We start from the raw sequence: 24,057 nt of genomic DNA, 5'->3' as shown, positions 1-24,057 counted from the left end.
TCGCCTCAGCCATGCCGTTTCCGCGCTTGGCCGATGCCGGCCGGCCAGCCATTCTCGCGGCATGGTTGAATTTCCTGGCCGACGTCCGTGAACAGCCGGCTCGCCGGCGTCGCGTTGCACCTGTCCGCGCTGGCGCTCTTCGTGGTGATGGACACGCTCGTGAAGCGGCTGACGGTGTATTACGCCGTGCCGCAGCTCATGTGGGCGCGGTTCCTGTTCAGCCTGCTCGGCGCGGCGTTGGTCATCAGGATCGCAACGGGGAGCTTGCCTTGGCGGTCCCGAGCCCCTCGCTTGCAAGCGGCGCGCAGCCTGTTGCTCGCCGCGTCCAACCTGCTCTTCTCATCCGCCCTGGCGCGCATTCCGCTGGCCGACGCAACGGCGGTCGGCTTCGCCTCGCCGGTGCTGACCGTGGCGCTGGCCGCGCTGTGGCTGGGCGAGCCCGTGGGGTGGCGGCGCTGGATGGGCGTGGGCATCGGCCTGCTCGGCGTGACCATCGCTCTGCGCCCGCCCGCCCTCACCGGGGAAGCGCCGTCGAACTGGGCGATGGTGCTGCCGCTAGGCACCGCCATGCTCTTCGCGGTGTACCAGATCCTCACCCGCAAGTTGGCGACGGTGGACGACCCCCGCACCACCATCTTGCACACGGGCTTCGCCGCCACCGTCGCCACCAGCCTGGCACAACCGCTGTTCTGGACGGCGCCGCCCTTGGGCGACTGGCTGTTGCTGGCGAGCCGCGGCCTCCTCGGCGGCGCTGGTCACGGGCTGCTGGTGCTGGCCTTTGCACGCGCCCCGGCCAGCCTCTTGGCCCCGCTGACCTACACGCAACTCATCTGGGCAACTTTGGCGGGGGTGCTGGTTTTCAACGACTGGCCCGACGCGGCGTCTCTGGCCGGCGCGGCGGTGATCGCGTTGGGCGGGGTTATGGTTGCGTTTCCGGACCGGGACCGGCGATAGCCGAACGACCGGTCCGTGTTGCTTGCGTCCGCGGCCCCGGTGGTCTAGCGCACCGCCGACGGAGGAGGCATTACCATTTCGCAAGCAGGGCTCCATCAGGCCGATAGGCACGGCCACCCGCGCGCGGCGCTCGACGCCGAGGCAGTGCGCGAGGCGTACCGCCGCTGGGCCGGCGTGTACGACGAGGTGTTCGGCGCCGTTTCGGCCGCAGGGCGGCGGCGCGCCGTCGCCGCGGTGAACGGCCTGCCCGGCGCGCGCGTGCTGGAGGTGGGCGTCGGCACCGGCCTCGCCCTGCCGCGCTACGCGCCGGAGAAGCGGGTGGTCGGCATCGACCTCTCGCGCGAGATGCTCCTCCAGGCCCGGAAGCGGGTGAAGCGGGAGCGCCTGCGGAACGTGGTCGGTTTGGTGGAGATGGACGCGGAGGCGATGTCCTTCCGCGACGCCAGCTTCGACATCGCCGTGGCCATGTTCACCGCGACCGTGGTGCCGGACGCTCGGCGCCTGCTCAGCGAAATGCGCCGCGTGGTGCGGCCCGGCGGCGAGTTGCTGTTCGTGAACCACTTCGCCGCCGAGAAGGGCGTGCGCTGGTGGGCGGAACGCACCCTGGCGCCGCTGTCGCGGGTGCTGGGCTGGCACCCGGACTTCTCGCTCGGCGACCTGCTGGAGCATCCCGACGCGGCGGCCGAGATCGCCCCTTGCCCGCCCTTCGGCCTGTTCACGCTCGTGCGCGTGCCGAACCGGATGGCCTTCGCCTGACGCCGGCGGGCGCCGCCGCGCCCGCCGTCATTCGCCCAGGGCGAAATCCCAGAGCAGCTTGAGGTTGAGCATGACGACCACCGCGGTGGTCGCCCAGCCCAGCGCCAGTTGCCAGCGCGGGGCGGTCAGCGCGCCGAGCCTCGCCCGGTCGGAGGCGAACAGCATCAGTGGCACCACCGCGAAGGGCAGTTGCAGCGACAGTATGACTTGGCTCAGGATCAACAGCTGCGCGGTGCCGCTCTCGCCGTAGAACCAGGTCACGATGATGGCCGGCACGATCGCCACCAATCGGGTCACGAGCCGCCGCAGGACCGGCGGCAGGCGCAGCCCCAGGAAGCCCTCCATCACCGCCTGCCCCGCGATGGTCGCGGTGACGGTGGCGTTTAAGCCGCAGAACAGCAGCGCTACCGCGAACAAGGTCGCCGCCGCCGCGCTGCCGACCATGGGCGCCAGCAGCTCGTAAGCCTCGCCGATCTCGGCCACCTCCGTGCGCCCGCCGGCGTGGAACACCGCGGCGGCGGTGATGAGGATGGCGGAGTTGACCGTCAGCGCGAGGCAGAGCGCCACCGTGCTGTCCACGGAAGCGAAGCGGATCGCTTCGCGCTTCGCCGGCACGTCCAGGCCGTAAGCGCGCGACTGCACCAAGGCCGTGTGCAGGTAGAGGTTGTGCGGCATCACCGTGGCGCCGAGGATGCCGATGGCGATGTAGAGCTGCGTCTGGTCTGTCACGATGCTTGCGGAGGGGATGTAGCCCGCGAACACCTCCGACCACACCGGCTGCGCCATGAAGAGCTGGACGGCGAAGCAGCCGAAGACGAGGAAGATGAGGCCCGCGATCAGCGCCTCCAGCCAGCGCACCCCGCGGTTCTGGAGCCAGAGGATCAGCAGGGCGTCGGCCGCCGTCAGCACCACGCCGAGCAGCAGCGGGATGCCAAAGAGCAATTGCAGCGCGATGGCGGTGCCGATCAGTTCGGCGAGGTCGGTGGCGCAGATCGCCACCTCCGCCAGCACCCAGAGCACGGCGTTGACCGGGCGCGGGAAGCGCTCCCTGCAGAGCTGCGCGAGGTCGCGCCCGGTGGCGATGCCAACCCGCGCGCAGAGGGCCTGCAGCAGCATGGCCATCAACGAGGAGACGAGGGCGACGGAGAGCAGCGTGTACCCGAAGGCCGATCCGCCCGCGAGCGCGGTGGCCCAGTTGCCGGGGTCCATGTAGCCCACCGCCACCAAGTAGCCAGGGCCGACGAAGGCGAGCAGCCGCCGCAGCCAGCCCCCCGCGTTGGGCACCACCACGCTGCGGTGGATTTCGGGGAGGCTCACCTCGCGCGCAGGCGGCGCCTCCGCGGCCGCGGTCGGCTCCGGGCGGGTCAGCACCGGGCCGGACTCGCCGCAACGACTGAACACGTCTTCAACTGTTCAGATATCCTTTGGATTTCAAAACGTTAGGGTCGTGCAAATGCGGTCCGCCCAGTCCCCTGTCAAGCGTCGCTTGCCGGGGCACGGCGCAAGGGCAACCCTGGCCGCGGTCATGGAGGAGCGTGGAATGCGCGGGCGCGTCCGGATCGGGGATGACCAAGTGGTCGAGTTGGCGGAGATGTTCCGCCTCATGAGCGACCCGACCCGTCTGCGCATCATCCTGGCTTGCCTGGATGCGCCGGCGGCGGTGGGCGAGATGGCAGAACGCTTGGGAATCTCTGCGTCGCTCGTCTCGCACCACCTGCGCCTGTTGCGCGCGGCGCGCCTGCTCGGCGCGGAGCGGCGCGGCCGCCAAGTCTTCTACGTCGTGGGCGACCAGCACATCCGGTCCATGCTCTCCGACATGGTGGACCACGTCGCCGAAGAGGACGCCGAAACGGAAGCGGCGCCCTGACGGCCGACTCCGCCGAGCCTTGTGATTCCGCGGGGAAGGCTCACTTGTCTAGCGCTGCTCCGCGCGACTATGGTCCGGCCGCACCGACGGCTTGAGTGGCTGGCGGAACGAAAAATCTGGCGGCGCGTGCGGCGCGCCGGAGACACGGGGTAAGACGCGTGATCGGACGGCTGTTCGGTAAGGCATTGGGGCTCGCGCTGACCGGTGCCCTTGTGGCGTCGCTTCCTTTCGGGGCGGCACTGGCGCAATTGCAGTCGCAGGATGGCCGCGTGTCCGGCGGCTACGTCGGGGAGACGACCTCCACCGTCGGCTCGCCCATCCCCTGGGGCACGGGGCTCCAAGCCGGCATCGGGCCGGTGCACGACGAGATAGCCGACTTCAACAGCTTGGTGCTGTGGATCATCGTCGCCATCACGATCTTCGTCTTGGCGTTGCTGGCCTACGTCGTGTGGCGCTTCCGGGAGAATGCCAATCCCACGCCGTCCCGCACCAGTCACAACACCATTCTGGAGATCGCCTGGACGGTGCTCCCGGTGCTGATCCTGCTGGTGATCGCCATCCCGTCCTTCCGGTTGATCTACTACCAGGACCGGGCGCGCGAAGCGGACATGACCATCAATGTGCAGGGTCGGCAGTGGTACTGGAACTACACCTACCCCGATCATGACGGCCTCACCTTCGACAGCCGGCCCATCCCCGACGACGACCTCCAGCCCGGGCAGCCGCGCAACTTGGCGGTGGACGAGCCCCTCGTCATCCCGGTGGGCGCCACCGTGCGGGTGCTGACAACGGGCCAGGACGTGATCCACAGCTTCTTCGTGCCTTCGCTCGGCGTGCAGAAGTACACCATCCCTGGTCGCACCCTGGAGACGTGGTTCCGGCCGGACCGCGAAGGCGTGTTCTACGGCCAGTGCAATCAGATCTGCGGGACGAACCACTGGTTCATGCCCATAGCCGTCCGGGTCGTGCCGCAAGCCGAGTTCACGGCCTGGGTCGAAGAGACGAAGAAGAAGTACGCGCAGACCGACGGCGCTGCGCCCGAAGTGCGGATGGCCGGGGCCGCCCGCTGACCGGGCGACGCGGCTGACCTTCCTTTGACCAGTTCCTTACGAGGCGGACGGATACCATGGCGACCGCGAAGCAAGGCCCGGTGAGGGTCCATGACCACCACGGCCACGACGCGCACCACGACCACAAGCCCGGCTTCGTGGCGCGGTGGCTGTTCTCCACCAACCACAAGGACATCGGCACCCTCTACCTGATCTTCTCGGTGATCGCCGCGCTGATCGGTGTGGGCTTGTCGATGATCATGCGCCTGGAGCTGCAGCAGCCTGGCTTGCAGTTCTTCGCGGACGGCCAGACCTGGAACTCCTTTGTCAGCGCGCACGGGCTGATCATGGTGTTCTTCGTGGTCATGCCGGCGCTGATCGGCGGCTTCGGCAACTGGTTCGTGCCGATCATGATCGGGGCGCCCGACATGGCGTTCCCGCGCATGAACAACATCTCGTTCTGGCTGCTGGTGCCGGCCTTCCTGATGCTGGGCGCGAGCCTGTTCGTGGGCCTCGGCCCCGGCGCCGGCTGGACCATCTACACGCCGCTCTCCGACGGGCAGTATCACCCGGGCCCGTCCATGGATTTGGCGCTGTTCTCGCTGCACTTGGCGGGCGCCTCCTCCATCCTCGGCGCGGCCAACTTCATCACCACCATCTTCAACATGCGCGCGCCGGGCATGACGCTGCACAAGATGCCGCTGTTCGTGTGGTCGATGCTGGTGACGGCCTTCCTGCTGCTGCTGGCGGTGCCCGTGCTGGCAGGCGCCATCACCATGCTCATCACCGACCGCAACTTCGGCACGGCCTTCTTCCGGCCCGAAGGCGGCGGCGACCCGGTGCTGTTCCAGCACCTGTTCTGGTTCTTCGGCCACCCCGAAGTCTACATCATGATCCTGCCCGCTTTCGGCATCATCAGCCACGTCGTGTCGACGTTCAGCCGGAAGCCGGTGTTCGGCTACCTCGGCATGGCCTACGCCATGGTGGCGATCGGCGTGGTGGGCTTCGTGGTGTGGGCGCACCATATGTTCACCTCCGGCATCGACGTGGACACGCGCGCCTACTTCATGGCGGCCACGATGGTCATCGCGGTGCCCACCGGCATCAAGATCTTCTCCTGGGTGGCCACCATGTGGGGCGGCTCGCTCAGCCTGAAGACGCCGATGCTCTTCGCCATCGGCTTCATCTTCCTGTTCACCGTGGGCGGCGTGACGGGCGTGAAGCTCGCCAACGCCGGCCTGTCGCCGGTGCTGCACAACACCTACTACGTCGTGGCGCACTTCCACTACGTGTTGTCGCTCGGCGCAGTGTTCGGCATCTTCTGCGGTTTCTACTACTGGATCGGCAAGATGACGGGCCGCCAGTACCCGGAGTTCTGGGGCAAGGTCCACTTCTGGATGCTGTTCATCGGCGCCAACGTGATCTTCTTCCCGCAGCACTTCCTGGGCGCGCAGGGGATGCCGCGGCGCTACCCGGACTACCCGGACGCCTTCTGGGGCTGGAATTTGGTGTCCTCGCTCGGCGCCTACGTGGCGGGGGCCTCTATGCTCGTCTTCCTCTACGTGGTGTGGCGGACCTTCTCTGCCGGCGAGAAGGTGGCGGAGAACCCCTGGGGCGAGGGCGCGACCACGCTGGAGTGGCAGGTCAGCTCGCCGCCGCCCTTCCACACCTTCGAAGAACTCCCGCGGGTGCGGTGACGACGGCAGAGGACGGTTGAGGCTACGATGAGCGGCACAGCGACGACAGGACGGGGGGCGCAGGCCCCCCTACCTTTGACCGGGACGCCGGACCTCTCCGAAGTCGGCGACTGGATCGCGTTGCTGAAGCCGCGTGTCATGTACCTGGTGGTATTCGCTGGGCTGATCGGGTTGCTGCTGGCACCCGGCAGCCTCCACCCGGCCCTGGTGGCGACGGCCATCCTGTGCATCGCGCTCGGCGCCGGCGGCGCGGGCGCCATCAACATGTGGTACGACCGCGACATAGACGCGGTGATGCGCCGCACCGCGCGCCGCCCGGTCCCGGCCGGGCGGATAGAGCCGGGGGCGGCGCTGGGCTTCGGCATCGCCCTGTCAGTCGCGTCCGTGCTGATCCTGGGCTTGGCGACGAACGCGGTGGCGGCGGCGTCTCTGGCGTTCTCCATCGCCTTCTACGTCTTCGTCTACACTATCTGGCTGAAGCGCCGGACGCCGCAGAACATCGTCATCGGCGGCGCGGCCGGCGCCTTTCCGCCCATCGTCGGTTGGGCTTCGGTGACGGGCGACATCACGCTGGAACCGTTGGTCCTCTTCGCCATCATCTTCATGTGGACCCCGCCGCACTTCTGGGCGCTGAGCCTGTGGGCGCACGCCGACTACGAGCGCGCCGGCGTGCCCATGCTGCCCGTGGTGTCGGGCGCACGCTCCACGCGCCTCCAGATCCTGCTCTACACCGTGGCGCTGGCGCCGCTCGGCCTGGCGCCCTGGGCGCTGGGCTTTGCCGGCCCGGCCTACGCAGCCGCCGCGACGCTGCTCGGCCTCGGCTTCCTGTGGCACGCGTGGCGGGTGTGGCGAGAGCCGCAGGACGCGTTCGGCCACAGCTTGGCGGGCGACGCCGCGGCGAAGCGGACCTTCCGCTACTCGCTGCTTTATCTCGCGCTTCTCTTCGCCGCCCTGCCGCTCGACCGGCTGGTTTCGCCGTGACGCCGGAAGAGACGGCGGCGGAGTTCGTCCGGCGGCGGCGCGCCCGCAACTGGGCCGTGTTCATCGCTTTGTTGGGCTTGGTGGCGCTGTTCTACTTCATCACTTTAGCGCGTCGCTCGACGGCCCTGGCTGGCATCCCGCTCTTTCCAGTCTGAGCCGCGCTTGCCGCGCCGGCCCTCTGCGGCCATGTGACCGTGGCTATGCAAGAGACCTCCGACGCCGCCTCCAAGGACGCCCTGCTCCGCAAGCGGAACCGCCGCCTCGGCCTCGGCGTCAGCGCCTTCGTGGCCGGGATGGTCGGGTTGGCTTTCGCGTCCGTGCCGCTTTACCAGCTCTTCTGCCAGGTGACGGGCTACAACGGCACGGTGCAGACCGCCGGAGGCGCCGCCCCCGGCGCCGTAGGCGAGCGGTCGGTGAACATCCGTTTCAACGCCACGACGCACCCGGCCCTGCCCTGGCGCTTCGAGCCGGCCCAAGGGACGATGCCGCTCCGCTTGGGCGAGGAGGGCTTGGCGTTCTACCGTGCCCGCAACCTGGGCAGCGCCCCGGTCACGGGCGTCGCCACCTACAACGTCACGCCCGAGGTGGTTGGCAAATACTTCCACAAGACAGCCTGCTTCTGCTTCGAGCAGCAAACCTTGGTAGCCGGGCAGGCGGTGGACATGCCGCTCGCCTTCTGGGTGGACCCGCGCATCGCCGAAGACCCGAACACCCGCGGCATCCGCACCATAACGGTGAGCTACAGCTTCTTCCGCTCCCTGGACGATGCCGAGCGCTCCGGGGGGGTGGCGAACGCCGGCCCGCATGTCGGCGCGGCGTTGGCGCCCCGCGCAACGCCATGAACCAGGAGGCGGGCGCCTCGTTGTCCGCCCAGGCTTGATCCGGCCCGGTTTTCCGGCATTGATGCCCGGCGAACGAGAGGGGTCCCGCGGGACCCGGTACCCGCGACACCAGGACGCACCATGGCCAGCAGCACCACCGCCAACGCCGCGACCGCCAACCCCGCCGCCGTCACCACGCCAGACATGACGGCCCAACTGGCGTCGGAGCCGGCGGCTCCCCACAAGCACCCCTACCACTTGGTGGACCCGTCGCCATGGCCGCTGGTCGGCAGCTTCGCCGGCGGCGCGCTGGTGCTCGGTATCATCCTCCAGGCGCATTACGGCCAGTGGTGGATGCTGATCCTCGGCCTGCTCGGCATGGTCGCCACCATGTTCTTCTGGTGGCGCGACATCATCAAAGAGTCGCGCACGCCAGGCCTGCACACGCCGGTGGTCCGCATCGGCCTGCGTTACGGCATGACGCTGTTCATCGCCTCCGAGGTGATGTTCTTCGTCGCGTTCTTCTGGGCCTACTTCCACTTCGCCTTGTACCCGGGCCACGTCTCCGGCGCGGAGGCGGCGATCTGGCCGCCCAAAGGCATCCTCACCTTCGACCCGTTCGGTCTGCCATTCCTGAACACGATGATCCTGCTGCTCTCGGGATGTACCGTCACCTGGGCGCACCATTCGCTGCTGCACGGCGATCGCCAGGGCCTCATCACCGGGCTGGCCCTTACGGTGGTGCTAGGCATTTCCTTCACCGCGTTCCAGGCAATCGAGTACGCGGAAGCGCCCTTCGCCTTCACCGGAGGCGTCTACCCCTCGGTGTTCTTCCTCGCCACTGGCTTCCACGGCTTCCACGTAATCGTCGGCACCATCTTCCTGGCTGTGTGCCTGTTCCGGGCCATCCGCGGCCACTTCACGCCGCAGCGGCACTTCGGCTTCGAAGCGGCCGCTTGGTACTGGCACTTCGTGGACGTAGTGTGGCTGTTCCTGTTCATCTGCATCTACTGGTGGGGCGCTGGCGAAATCGCCGAGCACTGACGGCGCCCCGCCACGTCCCGGACGGCCGGAGGACACGGCGCCAGGCCCGAGCCGCCGCCGCGCGCTGCTGCCCGTCCTCGCGGCCCTGCCGGTGTTCGTTGCGCTTTGCGCCCTCGGCACGTGGCAGGTGCAACGGCTGCATTGGAAGAACGACGTCCTCGCGCGCATCGAAGCGTCCGAGCGGTCTCCGCCCACACCGCTCGGCGCCTCGGCCGAACCTTACGCCAAAGTCGTCGCCGCGGGCCGCTTCGACCACGAGCGGGAAGCGCTGCTCGGGGTGGAGGTGCGCGGCACGACGCTCGGCGCGCACCTGCTGACGCCGCTGCTCCGCGCCGGGCATGCCCCTGTGCTGGTGGACCGCGGCTGGATTCCGCTGGAGCGGAACAGGCCGGTGGACCGCCCGGAAGGCGAAATTTCCGTCACCGGCTTCGTGCGGGACGCCGACCGGCGCGACTGGCTCAGCCCGGAGGACGATGCGCCCGGCCGGCGCTTCTACGTCTTCGATCCGGAAGCGATCGGCTCGGCGCTGGGGCTGCCGGAAGCGCCGGCGCCCTTCGGCCTCGTCGCGCTCGCGCCGCGGACGGCCGCGCCCGCCGGCGCCGGCCCGTCCCCCTTGCCCGAACCCGCGCGGGGCCTGCCGCGCCCCAACAACCCGCACCTCGGCTACGCGATCACCTGGTACGGCTTGGCCGCGTCGCTGGTCGCGGTGCTGGTGGCCTTCGCGCGCCGGCGCGACGACGCTGCGACGACGACGGGAGACCACAGCGCATGAACGCCGCCTACGCCCGCCTCAAGTCCCGCTTCGCCCGCATGGCCCTGGTGGGCGAAGCCGGCGCGGTGCTGCACTGGGACGCGAGCGCCATGATGCCGCCCGGCGGCGCCGCGGCGCGCGGCGAACAGTTGGCGACGCTGGCGGGCTTGGCGCACGAGATGCTCACCTCCCCGGCGGTCTCCGACGACTTGGCCGCGGCCGGAGCGGGGGGCGAATGGGACGCCGCCAACCTTTCGCTGATGCGCCGGGCCCACGCCCGCGCCTCCGCGCTGCCCACCGACCTCGTCGAAGCGGCGGCCCGCGCGAACAGCGCCTGCGAGAAGGTCTGGCGCCGGGCCAAGGCCGCTTCGGACTTCGCCGCCGTCCGCCCGCACCTGGAGGAGGTGGTCCGCCTCCAACGCGAAACCGCCGCCGCGTTCTCCGCCGCGCTCGGCCTTCCGCCCTACGACGCGCTGATGGACGGCTACCAACCCGGAGTCACCGCCGCCGAGGTGGAGCCCGTCTTCACCGCTTACGAAGCCTTCCTCGCCGACGCGCTGCCGCGGGCCGAGGAGCTGCAAGCCCACCGCCCCGCGCCGACGCCGCCGGCCGGCCCCTTCCCGGCGGTGGCGCAGCGCGCATTGTGCCAGCGCCTGTCGGAGCGCATCGGCCTCGACTACGACCACGCCCGTCTGGACGAGAGCCTGCACCCCTTCTGCGGCGGCACGCCCACCGACATCCGCATCACCACCTTCTACAGCGAAACGGACTTCGCCAAGTCGCTGCTCGGCGTGCTGCACGAGACCGGCCACGCCCTTTACGAGCGTGGCCTCCCCGCGGCATGGGCGCGCCAGCCGGTGGGCGAGGCGGCCGGCATGGCCGCGCACGAGTCGCAGAGCCTCATCGTCGAGATGCAGGCCTGCCGCTCGGACGCCTTCCTCGGCTTCCTCGGCGGCGAACTGCACCGGACCTTTGGCGGAAACGCCGCGCCCTACCGGGCGGAGAACCTCGCCGGCCTGTGGCGCCGCGTGGAGCGCGGCTTCATCCGCGTGGACGCCGACGAGTTGACCTATCCCGCCCACGTCATCCTGCGCTTCCGCCTCGAACGCGCGATGATCGGGGGCGACCTGTCGGTGGCCGACCTCCCCGGCGCCTGGAACGAAGCCTTCACGGCCCTGCTCGGCGTGACGCCGCCCGACGACGCCCACGGCTGCCTCCAGGACATCCACTGGCACGACGGCGCCTTCGGCTACTTCCCGAGCTACACCCTCGGCGCCATGGCCGCGGCGCAGCTCATGCGCGCCGCCCGGCGCGACGACCCGGCGATGGACGAGGAACTCGCGCGCGGCGAATTGCTGCCGTTGGTCGCGTGGCTGCGCGACAAGGTCCACGCCCAAGGCTCGCGCTTCGGCTTCCAAGACCTGTTGCGCCACGCCACCGGCAAGCCGCTGGGCCCCAACGACTTCACCGAGCACCTGCGGGGGCGGTACTTGACCTGAACGCAGGACCGCCGCCGATTTTAGGAGTCGTTGTCCCCGAGCATCGCGCCGGTGCGGGACGGCGCCGCGCGATGCGGATCTCAAAAGCCTTCTGCCCCGATCTCCTCAGAAACATCGCCGTTGATGGAGAACTTGCGCCATCCGGTGCGTCGAGCACGGCGGAGTTCCACCTGAACGGGGGAGGAGACCCTGATCCAATCCGCTCCGCCCTTGAGCCGGGACAGCAGGCCACCAGGCTCGATGAAGGTGCTCCCGCACCACTTGCTGTTCCCATCGGAGTGGACGGCCGTCATCAGCTCACCGTCGAGCCACCGCGACACGACCCGCTGAGCATCCTCCGCCGCGGACGCAGCTTCTTCGGCGGTCGCATCATCCTCGCCCTCGGCTCGCCACGTCGGCAGAATGGTTATGCAGCGGCCGAATTCGACGGTGAGTTCCTCGTCGGCCGTGTAGATCAGCACCGGATCGATCTCCTCGCCGCGCGCTTCCTTGATTTCGAGGAGCAGGTACCCGGGCTCCCAACGGCTTCAGCGACCGCCCCGCGCTAGGCACCAGTGCTACAACAGATCGTAAATCGCGCGCGACCACGCATCCACTCGCTCAGGAAGCGAGGAAGGGAACGGCGTCCCGTTCAACATGCGCTCAAGCGTCGCGCGGCTCCCTCGAATTTGTTGGCGACAAGCGGTCGGCTCCGCCCGGGGATGCCGTGTCGAAGCGGGAGCATTGGCAGCGGCGCCTTCCAAGTTGGTCATTGCGGTCTTCAAACATGCCTCATCCCCGCCGGAACACCACGAACAGGTTGTTCGCCGGCATCTCATCCACGACCGGCTGCGCGAACCCGCGCGCGGCCGCTTCGTCGGCCACCGCTTCCAGGTCGCGCACGCCCCAGGCCGGGTCGCTGGCGCGCAGGTCCGCGTCGAAGGCCGCGTTGCTCGGCGCCGTGTGCCAACCCCCGCGCTTGAACGGCCCGTAGAGGCACAGCACGCCCCCGGCCGGCAGCAGCCGCGCCGCGCCGCGCACCAATCCCGGCGTCGCGGCCCAGGGCGCGATGTGAACCATGTTGACGCACAGCACCGCGTCCACCATCCCGCCGACGACGGCCCGCTCCCAATCCGGCGCGGCCGCGTCCAGGGCGATCGCGGCGCGCAGGTTGGACAGCCGCGCGCCCGCGGCCCACGCGTCGATGCTGGCCCTCGCGCCCGGGTCCGGGTCGCTCGGCTGGAACACCAAACCGGGCAAGGCCGAGGCGAAATGGATCGCGTGCTCGCCGGTGCCGCTGGCCACCTCCAGCACCAAGCCCCGCTCGGGCAGGTGCCGCCGCAGCGCGGCGAGGATGGGCTCGCGGTTGCGGGCCGTGGCCGGGGCGTGGTGGCGCGCGTCGTCACTGGTCATCGCTGCTCCCCGGTCCCTCCGGCTGCGGCACGCCCCGGACTTGACCCGAAAGCCCAGGATGTGCGCAGGAATACCGCCGGTAGGCCGTGTTCGAAACGCGCGATCGCCGCCGGAGCCCCATTCGTCCACCAAGCGGCGTGGCGCAAACGGACGGAGGGCGCGACGATGATGGACGCCATCACCACCGCACAAGCCGAACTGCCGGGCGGGTTGCACCTCCCCTACGCGGAGCACGGCGATCCCGCGGGGGCGCCGTTGCTGCTGCTCCACGGCTACACCGACTCCTGGCGCTCCTTCGCGCCCATGCTGCCGCGCCTGCCCGCGTCGATCCGAGCCGTCGCCCCCTCCATGCGCGGCCACGGCGACGCGGGCCGCCCCGACTCCGGCTACCGCGCCGCCGACCTCGCCGCGGACATCGCGGGGCTCATGGACGCGCTCGGGCTCGATTCCGCCGTCGTCCTCGGGCATTCGATGGGCTCCCAGGTCGCCCGGCGCCTCGCCGCCGACCGCCCAGGGCGCGTGCGCGGCTTGGTGCTCGTCGGCGCCTTCGCCACGCTGCACGGCAACCCGGCGGTGCGCGAGCTGTGGGACGGAGCCGTCTCGACGCTCGAAGACCCAGTCGACCCGGCCTTCGTGCGGGCGTTCCAGGAGAGCACCGTCGCCCGGCAGGTGCCGCCGGCCCTGCTGGACACGGCCGTCGCGGAAAGCCTGAAGGTGCCGGCGCGGATCTGGCGGGCGGCGCTGCAGGCGCAGATGGAACCCGCGGACGCGCCCGCCCGCATCGAGGCGCCGGCCCTGCTCCTCTGGGGCGACCAAGACGCGATCGCCACCCGCGCCGACCAGGACGCGCTCTTGGCCGCCATGCCGCGGGCGCGGCTCGTGGTCCACGCCGGCGCCGGGCACGCGCCGCATTGGGAGGAGCCTGCCCGCGTCGCGGCCGACGTCGCGGCCTTCGTCGCCGGACTCGCCGCGCGGGCCTGAAAAGCGGGAAGCTTTCCGAGCGGCGCGCCTACGCGGCCCGCGCCTGCGCGGAAGCCACGCCGACCAAGCCGGCCAGCCCGAGCGCCAGCGCCCCGGACCCCGCGCCCGACGCCCAGCCCTCGAACATGGCGAGCGACAAGCCGAACCCGGCCAAGCCGCTGAAGGCGGCGCACAGAACCACGGCGACCACGGCGCGATCTCCTCTCGTCCGAGGCCGCCGAGGTTGGGCGCCGGGCCTGAACGGAACGCTAACGGCCGGGGGGGCGAGAGGGACGCGCCCGATCACGAACGCGCAAGGCCCGCGCCGATACCCGGCGCGGCCGGAATCCTCTACCCTGCCGCCGACATGCGCTACATCTCCACCCGGGGCCGCGCCGCGCCCCGCGACTTCGAAGGCGTCCTCCTGGCCGGCTTGGCCGAGGACGGCGGCCTGTTCCTGCCCGAAACCTGGCCGGCGCTCAGCACCGCCGAATGGCGCGCCCTGCGCGGCCTGCCCTACGCGGAGCTGTCAGCCCGGCTGATCCACCCCTTCTGCGGCGACGCCCTGCCGTTCGAGGCCCTGCGCGCCATGACGGGCGCGGCTTACGCCCGCTTCGGCCACCCGGCCGTCGCCCCGCTCATCCAGCTCGACCACCGGACCTTCGCGCTGGAACTGTTCCACGGCCCGACGCTCGCCTTCAAGGACTTGGCGATGCAGCTCCTCGGCCCCCTGTTCGACCACGCCCTGGCGCGGCGGGGCGAACGGGTGACGATCGTGGGCGCCACCTCCGGCGACACCGGCTCCGCCGCCATCGAGGCCTGCCGCGACCGCGAGGCGCTGGACGTGGTGATTCTCCACCCGCTCGGCCGCACCAGCGAGGTGCAGCGGCGGCAGATGACCACCGTGCTCTCACCCAACATCCGCAATTTCGCCGTCGAAGGCGATTTCGACACCTGCCAGGACCTGGTGAAGGGCATGTTCAACGACGCGCCCTTCCGCACGGAGCAGCGCCTGGCGGCGGTGAACTCCATCAACTGGGCGCGGATCGCGGCGCAGATACCCTACTACGCCTACGCGGCGCTCGCGCTCGGCGCCCCCGACCGCCCGGTGGCCTTCAGCGTGCCGACCGGCAATTTCGGCAACGTCTTCGCCGCCTGGGCCGCCCGGCGCATGGGCCTGCCGGTGGCGCGGCTGATCGTCGGCGCCAACCGCAACGACATCCTGGCGCGCTTCCTCGCTGCCAACGACATGTCCGTGCGCGGGGTGGAGGCGAGCCTCTCGCCCTCCATGGACATCCAGGTCTCATCCAACTTCGAACGCCTGCTGTTCGAACTGCTGGACCGCGACCCCGCCGCCACCGAGGCCCAGATGCTCCGCTTCCGCGAGGAAGGCCGGATGCCGGTGCCCAACGCGGCGTGGCGCAGGGCCACGACGCTGTTCCGCGGCTTCACGCTCGACGACGACGCCACCCTCGCCGAGATCCGCCGCCTCAAGGACACCGCCGGCTACCTCGCCGACCCGCACACCGCCATCGGCACCGCCGCCGCCCGCGCCCTGGCGCCGGAGGACCCGGGCGTCCCTGTGGTGGTCGCCGCCACCGCCCACCCGGCCAAGTTCCCGGACGCGGTGGAGAAGGCCACCGGCGCCCGCCCCCCTCTGCCCCCGGCCCTGGCCGACCTATATGGTCGGGAGGAACGCTACGCCGTGCTCGCCCCCGACCTAGCCGAGGTCGAGGCCGGAGTCCGCGCCCACACCCGCCGCAACGTCGCCGCCTGACGTTCCGCGCAGCGAAAGAGAGACCCCGAACCGCATGTCCGAAGCCGTCCGCGTGACCCGCCTGCCCAACGGCCTGACCGTCGTGTCCGAAACCATGCCCCGGGTCGAAACCGTGTCCTTCGGCGCCTACGTCGCCGCCGGCACCCGCGACGAGACGGCGGAGGAGAACGGCGTCTCCCACTTCCTGGAGCACATGGCCTTCAAGGGCACGGAGAAGCGCGACGCCGCCGCCATCGCCCGCGAGATCGAGAACGTCGGCGGCCACCTCAACGCCTACACCGCGCGCGAGCAGACCGCCTACTACTGCAAGGTGCTGAAGGAGGACCTGCCGCTCGCCGCCGACATCATCGGCGACATCCTCACCCACTCCACCTTCGCGCCAGAGGAGCTGGAGCGCGAGCGCGGCGTGATCCTCCAGGAAATCGGCCAAGCGAACGACACGCCGGACGACATCATCTTCGACCACTTCCAGGCCACCGCCTTCCCCAAGCAGCCGATGGGCCGCCCGACCCTCGGCACCGAGGAGGTCATCGGCGCCATGAAGCGCGAGGCGCTGACCGGCTACATGCGCCGCCACTACGGGCCGGAGCGAATGGTGGTCGCCGCCGCCGGCGCGCTGGACCACGACCGCCTGCTCGACTTGGTGCAGCGCCACTTCGAAGACATGCCGGAAGTGGCCCCACCCCCGCCGGAAGCCGCCCGTTACGGCGGCGGCGAGTTCCGAGAGGAGCGCGACTTGGACCAGGTCCACATCGTGCTCGGCTTCCCCTCCGTCCCCTACGGCGCGCCGCTCTACTACCCGACCATGCTGCTCTCCACGCTGCTCGGCGGCGGCATGTCCTCGCGCCTGTTCCAGGAGATCCGGGAGCGGCGCGGCCTGGTCTACTCCATCTACTCCTTCGCCCACCCGTTCCGGGACAGCGGCCTCTTTGCCATTTACGCCGGCACCGGCGAGGCGGAAGCGGCGGAACTGGTGCCCGTCACCCTCGAAGAGCTGCGCCGCGTGCAGCGCGACGTCACGCAGGACGAGCTGAACCGCGCCAAGGCGCAGCTCCGCGCCGGCCTGCTGATGTCGCTGGAGAGCACCGGCAGCCGCGCCGAGCAACTCGCCTCCCAGCTCCGCGTCCACGGCCGCGTCATCCCGGTGGAGGAGACCAAGGCCAAGATCGCCGCCGTCACGGTCGAGCAGGTGCAGCAGGCCGCCGCCGCGGCCTTCCGCGCTGCGCCGACGCTGGCCGCCCTCGGCCCCGCCGGCAAGGTGCCGGCCGTGCCCGCCATCGCCGAGGCGCTCGCGGCATGAGCGGCGTCGCACCGGAGGTGCGCCGATGAACAACCCCGACACGCTCCAGGCGCTGGTGGAGGCCGCGCGCAAGGCCGGCGCCGACGCGGCGGACGCCATCCTCGTCAACGCCGCCTCGCTCTCCGTGCAGCGCCGCCTCGGCAAGACCGAGCAGATCGAGCGCGCGGAGGGCTTCGACCTCGGCCTGCGCGTCTTCGTCGGCGAGGGCGGCAAGCTGCGCCAAGCCATCGTCTCCTCCACCGACCCCTCGCCCGCCGGCTTCGCGTCCCTCGCCGAGCGCGCGGTGGCGATGGCCCGCGCCGTGCCTGAAGACCCGTTCGGCGGCCTGGCGGACGTGCCGGACGGGCTGGTTTCGGTGGACTTCGACCTGTTCGACGACACCGCCGAGCCGGACGCCGACGCCCTGGCGGCGCGCGCCGCCGCCGCCGAGGAGGCGGCGCTGGCCGTGTCCGGCGTGAACAACTCCGAAGGCGCCGAGGCCGGCTTCGGCCGCACCACGATCGCGCTGGCCGCCAGCAACGGCTTCGCCGGCGAGTACCGGCGCACCAGCCACTCCATTTCCGTCACCGCCCTCGCCGGGCAGGGCACGGCGATGGAGCGGGATTACGACTACTCCTACGCCGTCCACCTCTCCGACCTGGAAGACGCCGCCGCGCTCGGCCGCCGCGCTGGCGAACGCGCGGTCACGCGCCTCAACCCGCGCCGCCCCAAGACGGCGAAGCTGCCGGTGGTGTACGACCCGCGCGTGGCCGGCTCCCTGCTCGGCCACCTCGCCGGCGCAATCAACGGCGCGGCGGTCGCGCGCGGCACCTCCTTCCTCAAGGACAAGCTCGGCCAGCGCGTGCTGCCCGCCGGCCTCACGGTGGTGGACGACCCGACGCGCCGCCGCGGCCTCCGCAGCAAGCCCTTCGACGGCGAAGGCATGAAGGGCGAGCGCCGCGCCATCGTCGAGGACGGCGTCCTCACCACTTGGATCCTGGACTGGCGCAGCGCCCGCCAGCTCAACATGGCCAGCACCGGCCACGCCAGCCGCGGCACCGGCGGCCCGCCCTCGCCGTCGCCCACCAACCTCTGGCTGGAACCCGGCGCCGTGACGCCGGAAGCCTTGATGTCGGACATCCGCGAAGGGCTTTACGTCACGGAGCTGATCGGCATGGGCGTGAACGGCCTCACCGGCGACTACAGCCGCGGCGCCGCCGGCTTCATGATCCGCGACGGCGCGCTCGCCGAGCCGGTCAGCGAGATCACCATCGCCGGCAACCTGAAGGACATGCTGCTCAACCTGCACCCGGCCGACGACCTGGTGTTCAAGCGCGGCACCGACGCGCCGACGGTGCGGGTCGAGGGGCTGACGGTGGCGGGGGCTTGAGGCGCACATGGGCGCGGAATGGCAATACCAGATCCGGGTCTATCTGACGGACGAGGCGGCCGACGCTGCGCGCTCGGGCGGCGGGGCCCCGGCGCTCCGCCCCCTGCTGGACATCTTGGAGGAGCACCGCGCGACGCTGGTCAGCCAGCTCGACTCGTTCGAGGGCTACGTCGCCGAGGCAGAGAAGGAAGGCCCGGAGGAGTTCCCGCTCTACAGGTGGACCAAGGCGACGCTCGAAGACGCCGAGAAGCGTTCGAAGCACGAAAAGGCCTTCGCCGTGCGCGTCGCCGGCCAGGAGATTTACGCGAAGGAGGCCGCGGACGCGCTCGAAGCGGCGTTGCGGCCCCTCGTCGGCGGCGGCCCGGTCACGCGCATGACCAGGCACGACACCAATCCGGCGAACAACCTGGCGGTGCCGGCCGAGCACCGCTGATAGCTCAGGCCGGCGCGCGCCGCCGCCTAGGTGCCCTAGCTGCGCCGCCGGGTAGCGCTCGCCCGCCGCCCACTTGGGCACCGCGCGATCGGTGGCCGCGAGGTCGTCGGCCCCAGCGCGACTGACAAAGCCTCGGAACCTGAAAGGGAGGGCGCCGCGGTCCGGGGAACGGCTTCCAACCGGCTTGGCGCCCCTGCCGGGTTGGCGTCGCAATTGCGGGGCGGCTTCCTATATCATCGGTAACTCATAACCCGGTGGAGACCCGAGAATGCGTCGCCCCTCTTTCGTCCTGACCGCCATCGCGGCCGCGGCCCTGGCGCTCGCCCCGGCCCTGGCCGATGCCCGGCCGGGCGGCGGCGCGTCGTCCGGCAGCCGCGGCGCCCGCACCTACTCGGCACCGCCGAGCACCAGCACGTCCCCCGGCCAGACCCGCCAATTCGACCGGACCATGACCGAGCCGGGCCGCGGCGGCGCCGTCGCCCAGCAGGGCCAGCGCACGCCCATCGGCCAGCCCAACCCGGCCGGCGGCTTCTTTTCCCGCTCGCCTTTCATGGCGGGCATGATGGGCGGCTTGATCGGCGTGGGCCTCGGCGGTTTGCTGTTCGGCCACGGGCTGTTCGGCGGCTTCACCGGCTTCGCGTCCTTCCTTGGTTTCCTGCTCCAGATCGCTCTGATCGCCGGCTTGGTGTGGCTGGTGGTGGGCTTCCTGCGCCGGCGGTCGTTGCCGGCCGGGCAGCCCGCGATGGCCGGCGCCGCGCCGCGCGGCGCGATGGCGCGGGAGATGCAAAGCGGACCCGGCCACGCGCTCCGCTCCGGATCGGGCGGCGCGCCGGCCGGCGCGCCGGTCGCGCTCACCCAAGGCGACTTCGAGGCGTTCGAGCGCAACCTGAAGGACGTCAACGCGGCTTGGTCGCGTCAGGACCTCACGGCCTTGCAGCGCTTGTCCACGCCGGAAATGGCCGGCTACTTCCGCCGCGACCTTTCCGACCTGGAAGCCCGCGGCTGGCGCAACGAGACCCGCGACGTGAAGCTGGAGCAGGGCGATTTGTCCGAAGCGTGGCGCGAAGGCGAGCGCGAATACGCCACCGTTGCCATGCGCTTCTCCCTGGTGGACGTGACCCGGAGCCTGTCGGACGGCGCGGTGGTGGAGGGCCACCCCGACCGTCGCACCGAGGCGGTCGAGCTTTGGACCTTCACGCGGACTCAAGGCGGCCCTTGGCTGCTCTCGGCCGTCCAGCAAACCGCCAACGCCTGAAAACCAGTTCCCTGTCAGGGGCTGTGCCGCCGTCCTCGCCGGGAGGTGAGGACGGCGGCATCGTAATTGTGGCAATCCGCCCCCACATCATGGCAAGATCGTGGCGCAACGTATCGTGTCCGATTTGTCATGAGGATTTCGCAATGCTGCCCCTGTGCTTCTTGGCCGTGTTCGCCGCCATCGCGGGGTTCGGGGCCGTCGGACTGGCCCTCGGCACCGCCACCCTCGCCACGCCGGCCCTGCTGGCCGCGCCGGCCTTCGGCCTCACGTCGCTGCTGAGCGGGCTCGCGGCGGCGGTCATCGCGCTCCGCCACCAAGGCTGAGCGCCGGGGCAAGTACCACAGCAAGGAATCGAGGCGGCTCCCCTCCCACCCTCGCCACCGTCACATCCGGCAACACGAGATGAACCTTCTGACCGCCCGGCCAGACTTGCCGCCGGCGGGGCGCAGCGGATACCGAAGCGGGATGCCAGCCGCCGCCATCATCCTCGCCGCCGGGCTCGGCACCCGGATGCGTTCTTCGTTGCCCAAGGCGCTCCACCCCATCGCCGGCCGGCCCATGCTGAACCACCTGATCGCCGCTTGCGAAGCGGCCTTCGACCGCATCGTGGTGGTGGTCGGGCCCGGCATGGAGGCCCTGGAACGCGCCGCGGCGCCTCACCCCACGGTGGTCCAGGCCGAGCGGCTCGGCACCGGCCACGCCGCCCTCCAGGCGGCACCGCTGCTGGAAGGCTTCGACGGCACAGCAGCGGTGCTCTACGCCGACAACCCTTTGATCTCCGCCGACACCCTGCGCCGCCTCCTGGCCCGCCGCGCCGAGGCCGGCCTCGCCCTGCTGGCCATGCGGCCGGCGGACCCCGGACGCTACGGCCGGGTGGTGCGGGGGCCGTCAGGCGACGTGCTCCGGGTGGTGGAATGGGCGGACGCTGACGCGGCCGAGCGCGGCATCGGCCTCTGCAACGCCGGCGTGGTCTGCGCCCCGGCCGCCAGCCTGCTGCGCTGGCTGCGCGCGCTCCGCAACCACAACAGCAAGGGCGAATACTACCTGACGGACGCGGTCGCCCTCGCCCGCGCCGACGGCGAGCGCGTGGTCGCCGAGGAGGCGCCCGAAGCGGAACTACGCGGCATCAACAGCCGGGCCGAGCTGGCGCAGGCGGAAGCCACGGCCCAGGCGGCGCTGCGCGCGGCGGCGCTGGAAGGCGGCGCCACCCTCGCCGCGCCCGAGACGGTGTTCCTGTCCTGGGACACCCGGCTCGGCCAGGACGTCACCGTGGGGCCGAACGTGGTCTTCGGCCCGGGCGTGGTGGTGGAGGATGGGGCCGAGATCCACGCCTTCAGCCACCTCGCCGGCTGCACCGTCCGAAGCGGCGCCACCATCGGCCCCTTCGCCCGGCTGCGGCCGGGGACGGAGGTCGGGCCGCGGGCGCATGTCGGCAACTTCGTGGAGATCAAGGCCGCGCTGCTCGGCGAAGGCGCCAAGGCCGGCCACCTGTCCTACCTCGGCGACGCCGTAGTGGGCGCCGGCGCCAACATCGGCGCCGGGACCATCACCTGCAACTACGACGGCGCCAGCAAGCACCGCACCGAGATCGGCGAGAACGCCTTCATCGGCAGCGACACCGCTCTGGTCGCGCCCGTGCGGGTCGGCGCGCGGGCCCTGGTGGCGGCGGGCAGCGTGGTGACGGAGGATGTGCCGGACGACGCCATGGCGCTCGCGCGCGGGCGGCAGGTGAACAAGCCGGGCCGGGGCGTGAAGCCGAAGGCGGCGAAGGGGAGCGGCGCGTAATGTGCGGGATCGTGGGCGTGGTCGGCCGGGGCGAAGCCGCGCCGCTGCTGCTGGAGGCGCTGCGCCGGCTCGAATACCGCGGCTACGACAGCGCGGGCATAGCCACGCTGGTCGACGGCCGCATCGAGCGGCGACGGGCGGAGGGCAAGCTCGGCAACCTCGCCGCGACGCTGGAGCGCGACCCGCTGCCCGGCACCACCGGCATCGGCCACACCCGCTGGGCGACCCACGGCGCGCCGACGGAGCGCAACGCCCACCCGCACAGCACGCGCCGCGTCAGCGTGGTCCACAACGGCATCATCGAGAACCACGCCGAGCTGCGCGCCGAGATGGAGGCCGAGGGCGCCGAGTTCGAGACGGAGACCGACACCGAAACCTTCGTGCGGCTGGTCGACCGGCACCTCGCGCGCGGCCAAGCGCCGGAAGAGGCCTTCGCCGCGGCGCTCAAGCGGGTGCACGGCGCCTTCGCCCTGGCCGCGGTGTTCGCCGGGCACCCGAGAACCCTGATGGCCGCGCGGCAGGGGGCGCCGCTCGCGGTCGGCTACGGTGAAGGCGAGATGTTCGTGGGCTCCGACGCGCTCGCCCTGGCGCCTCTGACGCGCCGCATCGCCTACCTCGAAGAGGGCGACTGGGCGGTGGTGACGGACGACGGGGCGCGGTTCCACGACGCGCAGGGCCGGCCGGTGGAGCGCGCCGTCCGCGTCACCGCGTTGACCGGCGCCGTGACGGGCAAGGGCAACTACCGGCATTTCATGGAAAAGGAGCTGCACGAGCACCCGGCCGTGCTGGGCGACACGCTCCGGCAGTACCTCGACCCCAAGACCCTGGAGGTGCGGCTGCCGCGCCTGCCGTTCGACCCGGCGCGCCTGCCGCGCCTGACGATCAGCGCCTGCGGCAGCGCCTTCCTCGCCGGGCTGGTCGGCCGCTACTGGATCGAAGGGCTGGCGCGCTTGCCGGTGGACGCGGATGTCGCCAGCGAGCTGCGCTACCGCGACCCGCCGTTGGCCGAGGGCGGCGGCGCCATCCTGGTCAGCCAGAGCGGCGAGACCGCGGACACCATGGCCGCCCTCCAGCTCCTCCGCGCCGGCGGGCAGCGCGTGTTGGCAGTGGTGAACGTGCCGGAAAGCTCCATGGCGCGCGAGAGCGACGGCGCGCTCCTGACCGTCGCCGGCCCGGAGATCGGCGTCGCCTCGACCAAGGCCTTCACCGCGCAGCTCGCGGTGCTGGCCTGCCTGGCGATCGGCTTCGGCCGGGCACGGCGGGAGCTGAGCACGCTCGACGAGGGCCGGTTGACGCAGGCGCTGCTGGAGGTGCCGGGCAACGCCGCCGCCATCCTGGAGCGCGACGCCGAGATCCGGGAGCTGGCCGCCGAGGTGGCCAAGGCGCGGGACGTGCTGTTCCTCGGGCGCGGGCCGCTGTACCCGATCGCGCTGGAAGGCGCGTTGAAGCTGAAGGAGATCAGCTACATCCACGCCGAGGGCTACGCCGCCGGCGAGATGAAGCACGGCCCGATCGCGCTGGTCGACTCCGACGTGCCGGTGGTGGCGCTGTGCCCGTCCGGGCCGCTGTTCGAGAAGACGATGAGCAACCTGCAAGAGGCGGCGGCGCGGGGCGGCCGCATCATGGCCTTCACCGACGCGGAAGGGGCGCCGGCGCTGCGCCGCTTCGCCGAACGGGTGGTGGAGCTGCCGCACGCGTGCGCCTTCGCAGCGCCCATACTTCACGCGATTCCCGTGCAGCTCCTGGCCTATCACGTGGCGGTGCTGAAGGGCACCGACGTGGACCAGCCGCGCAACCTGGCCAAGAGCGTCACGGTGGAGTAGCGGCGCCTTCCGCCGCCCCGATCACGTCCGCCCCCAATGGGGTGTCGCCAATTGCGCCCGCGCTTCGCCAGCCGGCCCCGCCCCCCGTGCGCCGCTCGGACTCGGCCGGCGTCACGCGCGCCGGGGACTTGGCGGCCTGCCCGAGCGGTTCAGCGCTCCGCCGTTTCCGCCCGCTTGTCCGCCCGCGCCGGGTCGAGCGTCGCCCAGCCGACGGCACGGCCCGTGCCGGGCAGGGCGTCGCGGAGGCGCCTCTCGCGCAGCATGTGCGCCTTGGAGATCATCTGGGCGCTGACCGGCGCCGTCAGGAAAAGGAAAACGGTGATCAGCAACTCGTGGACGGACGGGTCGCCCTCGACCAGGAGGAAGTAGAGCATGGACGCGACCAGGGACGCCCCGATCCCCAGCGTCGTCGCCTTGGTCGGCGCGTGCAGGCGCCGCATGAGGTCCGGGAGCTTCGCAAGCCCGAACGAACCCACGAACAGGAAGAGGGCGCCGACCAGGAGCGTGGCGGCCACGACGGCTTCGGTGAGCATCGCTTCCGCCC

General features: G+C 71.2%; 25 protein-coding genes. 20 read left to right on the top strand and 5 right to left on the bottom strand.

Annotation, left to right across the window (positions count from 1 at the left end; genetic code table 11):
* Nucleotides 1-87: 87 nt before the first annotated feature.
* Both ABD067_RS01680 and ABD067_RS01675 read left to right on the top strand, forming a co-directional pair.
* A complete protein-coding gene (locus tag ABD067_RS01680; RefSeq protein ID WP_343893400.1) occupies nucleotides 88-954 on the top strand; it encodes a DMT family transporter in 867 nt (288 codons plus the stop codon).
* A gap of 69 nt (nucleotides 955-1,023) precedes the next feature.
* A complete protein-coding gene (locus tag ABD067_RS01675) occupies nucleotides 1,024-1,710 on the top strand; it encodes a class I SAM-dependent methyltransferase (RefSeq protein ID WP_343893477.1) in 687 nt (228 codons plus the stop codon).
* 27 nt (nucleotides 1,711-1,737) lie between these two features.
* Here the strand turns inward: ABD067_RS01675 and ABD067_RS01670 are convergent, their stop codons facing one another.
* Nucleotides 1,738-3,111 (bottom strand): Nramp family divalent metal transporter, encoded by a 1,374-nt coding sequence (locus ABD067_RS01670; protein WP_408871498.1) that lies wholly within the window; start codon nucleotides 3,109-3,111, stop codon nucleotides 1,738-1,740.
* Nucleotides 3,112-3,250: 139 nt separating this feature from the next.
* On the opposite strand from ABD067_RS01670, the gene ABD067_RS01665 reads away from it, so the two are divergent.
* From ABD067_RS01665 to ABD067_RS01625, 9 genes are all read left to right on the top strand, one after another.
* The gene (locus tag ABD067_RS01665) at nucleotides 3,251-3,577 is read left to right on the top strand and encodes an ArsR/SmtB family transcription factor (RefSeq protein WP_343893399.1); all 327 of its coding nucleotides are present in this window, start codon (nucleotides 3,251-3,253) and stop codon (nucleotides 3,575-3,577) included.
* Nucleotides 3,578-3,735: 158 nt separating this feature from the next.
* Entirely contained in the window at nucleotides 3,736-4,647 is a 912-nt protein-coding gene (gene coxB, locus ABD067_RS01660; protein WP_343893398.1) for a cytochrome c oxidase subunit II, read from the top strand.
* 56 nt (nucleotides 4,648-4,703) lie between these two features.
* Nucleotides 4,704-6,323 (top strand): cytochrome c oxidase subunit I, encoded by a 1,620-nt coding sequence (gene ctaD / locus ABD067_RS01655; protein ID WP_343893397.1) that lies wholly within the window; start codon nucleotides 4,704-4,706, stop codon nucleotides 6,321-6,323.
* Nucleotides 6,324-6,350: 27 nt separating this feature from the next.
* On the top strand, nucleotides 6,351-7,304 hold the full coding sequence (locus ABD067_RS01650; RefSeq protein WP_343893396.1) for a heme o synthase: 954 nt from the start codon (nucleotides 6,351-6,353) through the stop codon (nucleotides 7,302-7,304).
* The gene (locus ABD067_RS01645) at nucleotides 7,301-7,459 is read left to right on the top strand and encodes a hypothetical protein (protein ID WP_343893395.1); all 159 of its coding nucleotides are present in this window, start codon (nucleotides 7,301-7,303) and stop codon (nucleotides 7,457-7,459) included. The genes ABD067_RS01650 and ABD067_RS01645 overlap by 4 nt, the downstream gene beginning before the upstream one ends.
* Before the next feature lie 45 nt (nucleotides 7,460-7,504).
* Nucleotides 7,505-8,146: a cytochrome c oxidase assembly protein gene (locus tag ABD067_RS01640; protein ID WP_343893394.1), complete on the top strand. Its 642-nt coding sequence runs from the start codon at nucleotides 7,505-7,507 to the stop codon at nucleotides 8,144-8,146.
* Between the two features lie 183 nt (nucleotides 8,147-8,329).
* Complete coding sequence (locus tag ABD067_RS01635; RefSeq protein ID WP_343893475.1) at nucleotides 8,330-9,169, top strand: cytochrome c oxidase subunit 3; 840 nt, start codon at nucleotides 8,330-8,332, stop codon at nucleotides 9,167-9,169.
* Between the two features lie 91 nt (nucleotides 9,170-9,260).
* Complete coding sequence (locus ABD067_RS01630; RefSeq protein WP_343893393.1) at nucleotides 9,261-9,941, top strand: SURF1 family protein; 681 nt, start codon at nucleotides 9,261-9,263, stop codon at nucleotides 9,939-9,941.
* Entirely contained in the window at nucleotides 9,938-11,419 is a 1,482-nt protein-coding gene (locus ABD067_RS01625; RefSeq protein ID WP_343893392.1) for a carboxypeptidase M32, read from the top strand. The genes ABD067_RS01630 and ABD067_RS01625 overlap by 4 nt, the downstream gene beginning before the upstream one ends.
* Nucleotides 11,420-11,499: 80 nt before the next feature.
* Here the strand turns inward: ABD067_RS01625 and ABD067_RS01620 are convergent, their stop codons facing one another.
* Together ABD067_RS01620 and ABD067_RS01615 are read right to left on the bottom strand one after the other, a co-directional pair.
* Nucleotides 11,500-11,880 carry a hypothetical protein gene (locus ABD067_RS01620; protein WP_343893391.1) on the bottom strand — a complete coding sequence of 127 codons (381 nt, stop codon included), beginning with the start codon at nucleotides 11,878-11,880 and terminating at the stop codon, nucleotides 11,500-11,502.
* A 310-nt stretch (nucleotides 11,881-12,190) separates the two neighbouring features.
* A complete protein-coding gene (locus ABD067_RS01615; RefSeq protein WP_343893390.1) occupies nucleotides 12,191-12,811 on the bottom strand; it encodes a DUF938 domain-containing protein in 621 nt (206 codons plus the stop codon).
* Nucleotides 12,812-12,976: 165 nt separating this feature from the next.
* On the opposite strand from ABD067_RS01615, the gene ABD067_RS01610 reads away from it, so the two are divergent.
* Nucleotides 12,977-13,792 (top strand): alpha/beta fold hydrolase, encoded by an 816-nt coding sequence (locus tag ABD067_RS01610; RefSeq protein WP_343893389.1) that lies wholly within the window; start codon nucleotides 12,977-12,979, stop codon nucleotides 13,790-13,792.
* Between the two features lie 28 nt (nucleotides 13,793-13,820).
* On the opposite strand, the gene ABD067_RS01605 is transcribed toward ABD067_RS01610, so the two are convergent.
* Complete coding sequence (locus tag ABD067_RS01605; protein ID WP_343893388.1) at nucleotides 13,821-13,982, bottom strand: hypothetical protein; 162 nt, start codon at nucleotides 13,980-13,982, stop codon at nucleotides 13,821-13,823.
* A gap of 156 nt (nucleotides 13,983-14,138) precedes the next feature.
* On the opposite strand from ABD067_RS01605, the gene thrC reads away from it, so the two are divergent.
* From thrC to glmS, 8 genes are all read left to right on the top strand, one after another.
* Nucleotides 14,139-15,548, top strand: coding sequence for a threonine synthase (gene thrC / locus ABD067_RS01600; RefSeq protein WP_343893387.1), 1,410 nt, complete (start codon nucleotides 14,139-14,141; stop codon nucleotides 15,546-15,548).
* Between the two features lie 34 nt (nucleotides 15,549-15,582).
* The gene (locus tag ABD067_RS01595) at nucleotides 15,583-16,848 is read left to right on the top strand and encodes a M16 family metallopeptidase (protein ID WP_343893386.1); all 1,266 of its coding nucleotides are present in this window, start codon (nucleotides 15,583-15,585) and stop codon (nucleotides 16,846-16,848) included.
* Between the two features lie 25 nt (nucleotides 16,849-16,873).
* The gene (locus tag ABD067_RS01590) at nucleotides 16,874-18,217 is read left to right on the top strand and encodes a TldD/PmbA family protein (RefSeq protein WP_343893385.1); all 1,344 of its coding nucleotides are present in this window, start codon (nucleotides 16,874-16,876) and stop codon (nucleotides 18,215-18,217) included.
* A gap of 7 nt (nucleotides 18,218-18,224) precedes the next feature.
* Nucleotides 18,225-18,650 (top strand): hypothetical protein, encoded by a 426-nt coding sequence (locus ABD067_RS01585; protein ID WP_343893384.1) that lies wholly within the window; start codon nucleotides 18,225-18,227, stop codon nucleotides 18,648-18,650.
* A gap of 268 nt (nucleotides 18,651-18,918) precedes the next feature.
* A complete protein-coding gene (locus tag ABD067_RS01580; protein WP_343893382.1) occupies nucleotides 18,919-19,905 on the top strand; it encodes a Tim44 domain-containing protein in 987 nt (328 codons plus the stop codon).
* 143 nt (nucleotides 19,906-20,048) lie between these two features.
* Complete coding sequence (locus tag ABD067_RS01575; protein ID WP_343893381.1) at nucleotides 20,049-20,228, top strand: hypothetical protein; 180 nt, start codon at nucleotides 20,049-20,051, stop codon at nucleotides 20,226-20,228.
* A gap of 142 nt (nucleotides 20,229-20,370) precedes the next feature.
* Nucleotides 20,371-21,690, top strand: coding sequence for a bifunctional UDP-N-acetylglucosamine diphosphorylase/glucosamine-1-phosphate N-acetyltransferase GlmU (glmU, locus tag ABD067_RS01570; RefSeq protein ID WP_343893379.1), 1,320 nt, complete (start codon nucleotides 20,371-20,373; stop codon nucleotides 21,688-21,690).
* The gene (gene glmS, locus ABD067_RS01565; protein ID WP_343893377.1) at nucleotides 21,690-23,513 is read left to right on the top strand and encodes a glutamine--fructose-6-phosphate transaminase (isomerizing); all 1,824 of its coding nucleotides are present in this window, start codon (nucleotides 21,690-21,692) and stop codon (nucleotides 23,511-23,513) included. The genes glmU and glmS overlap by 1 nt, the downstream gene beginning before the upstream one ends.
* 149 nt (nucleotides 23,514-23,662) lie before the next feature.
* On the opposite strand, the gene ABD067_RS01560 is transcribed toward glmS, so the two are convergent.
* Complete coding sequence (locus ABD067_RS01560; protein ID WP_343893376.1) at nucleotides 23,663-24,046, bottom strand: Na+/H+ antiporter subunit G; 384 nt, start codon at nucleotides 24,044-24,046, stop codon at nucleotides 23,663-23,665.
* Nucleotides 24,047-24,057: the final 11 nt, after the last annotated feature.

This window comes from Craurococcus roseus (assembly GCF_039523795.1).
GTDB lineage: Bacteria > Pseudomonadota > Alphaproteobacteria > Acetobacterales > Acetobacteraceae > Craurococcus > Craurococcus roseus.
Note: the sequence above shows the minus strand (reverse complement) of the source record. Positions and strands in the feature narration are given on the sequence as shown.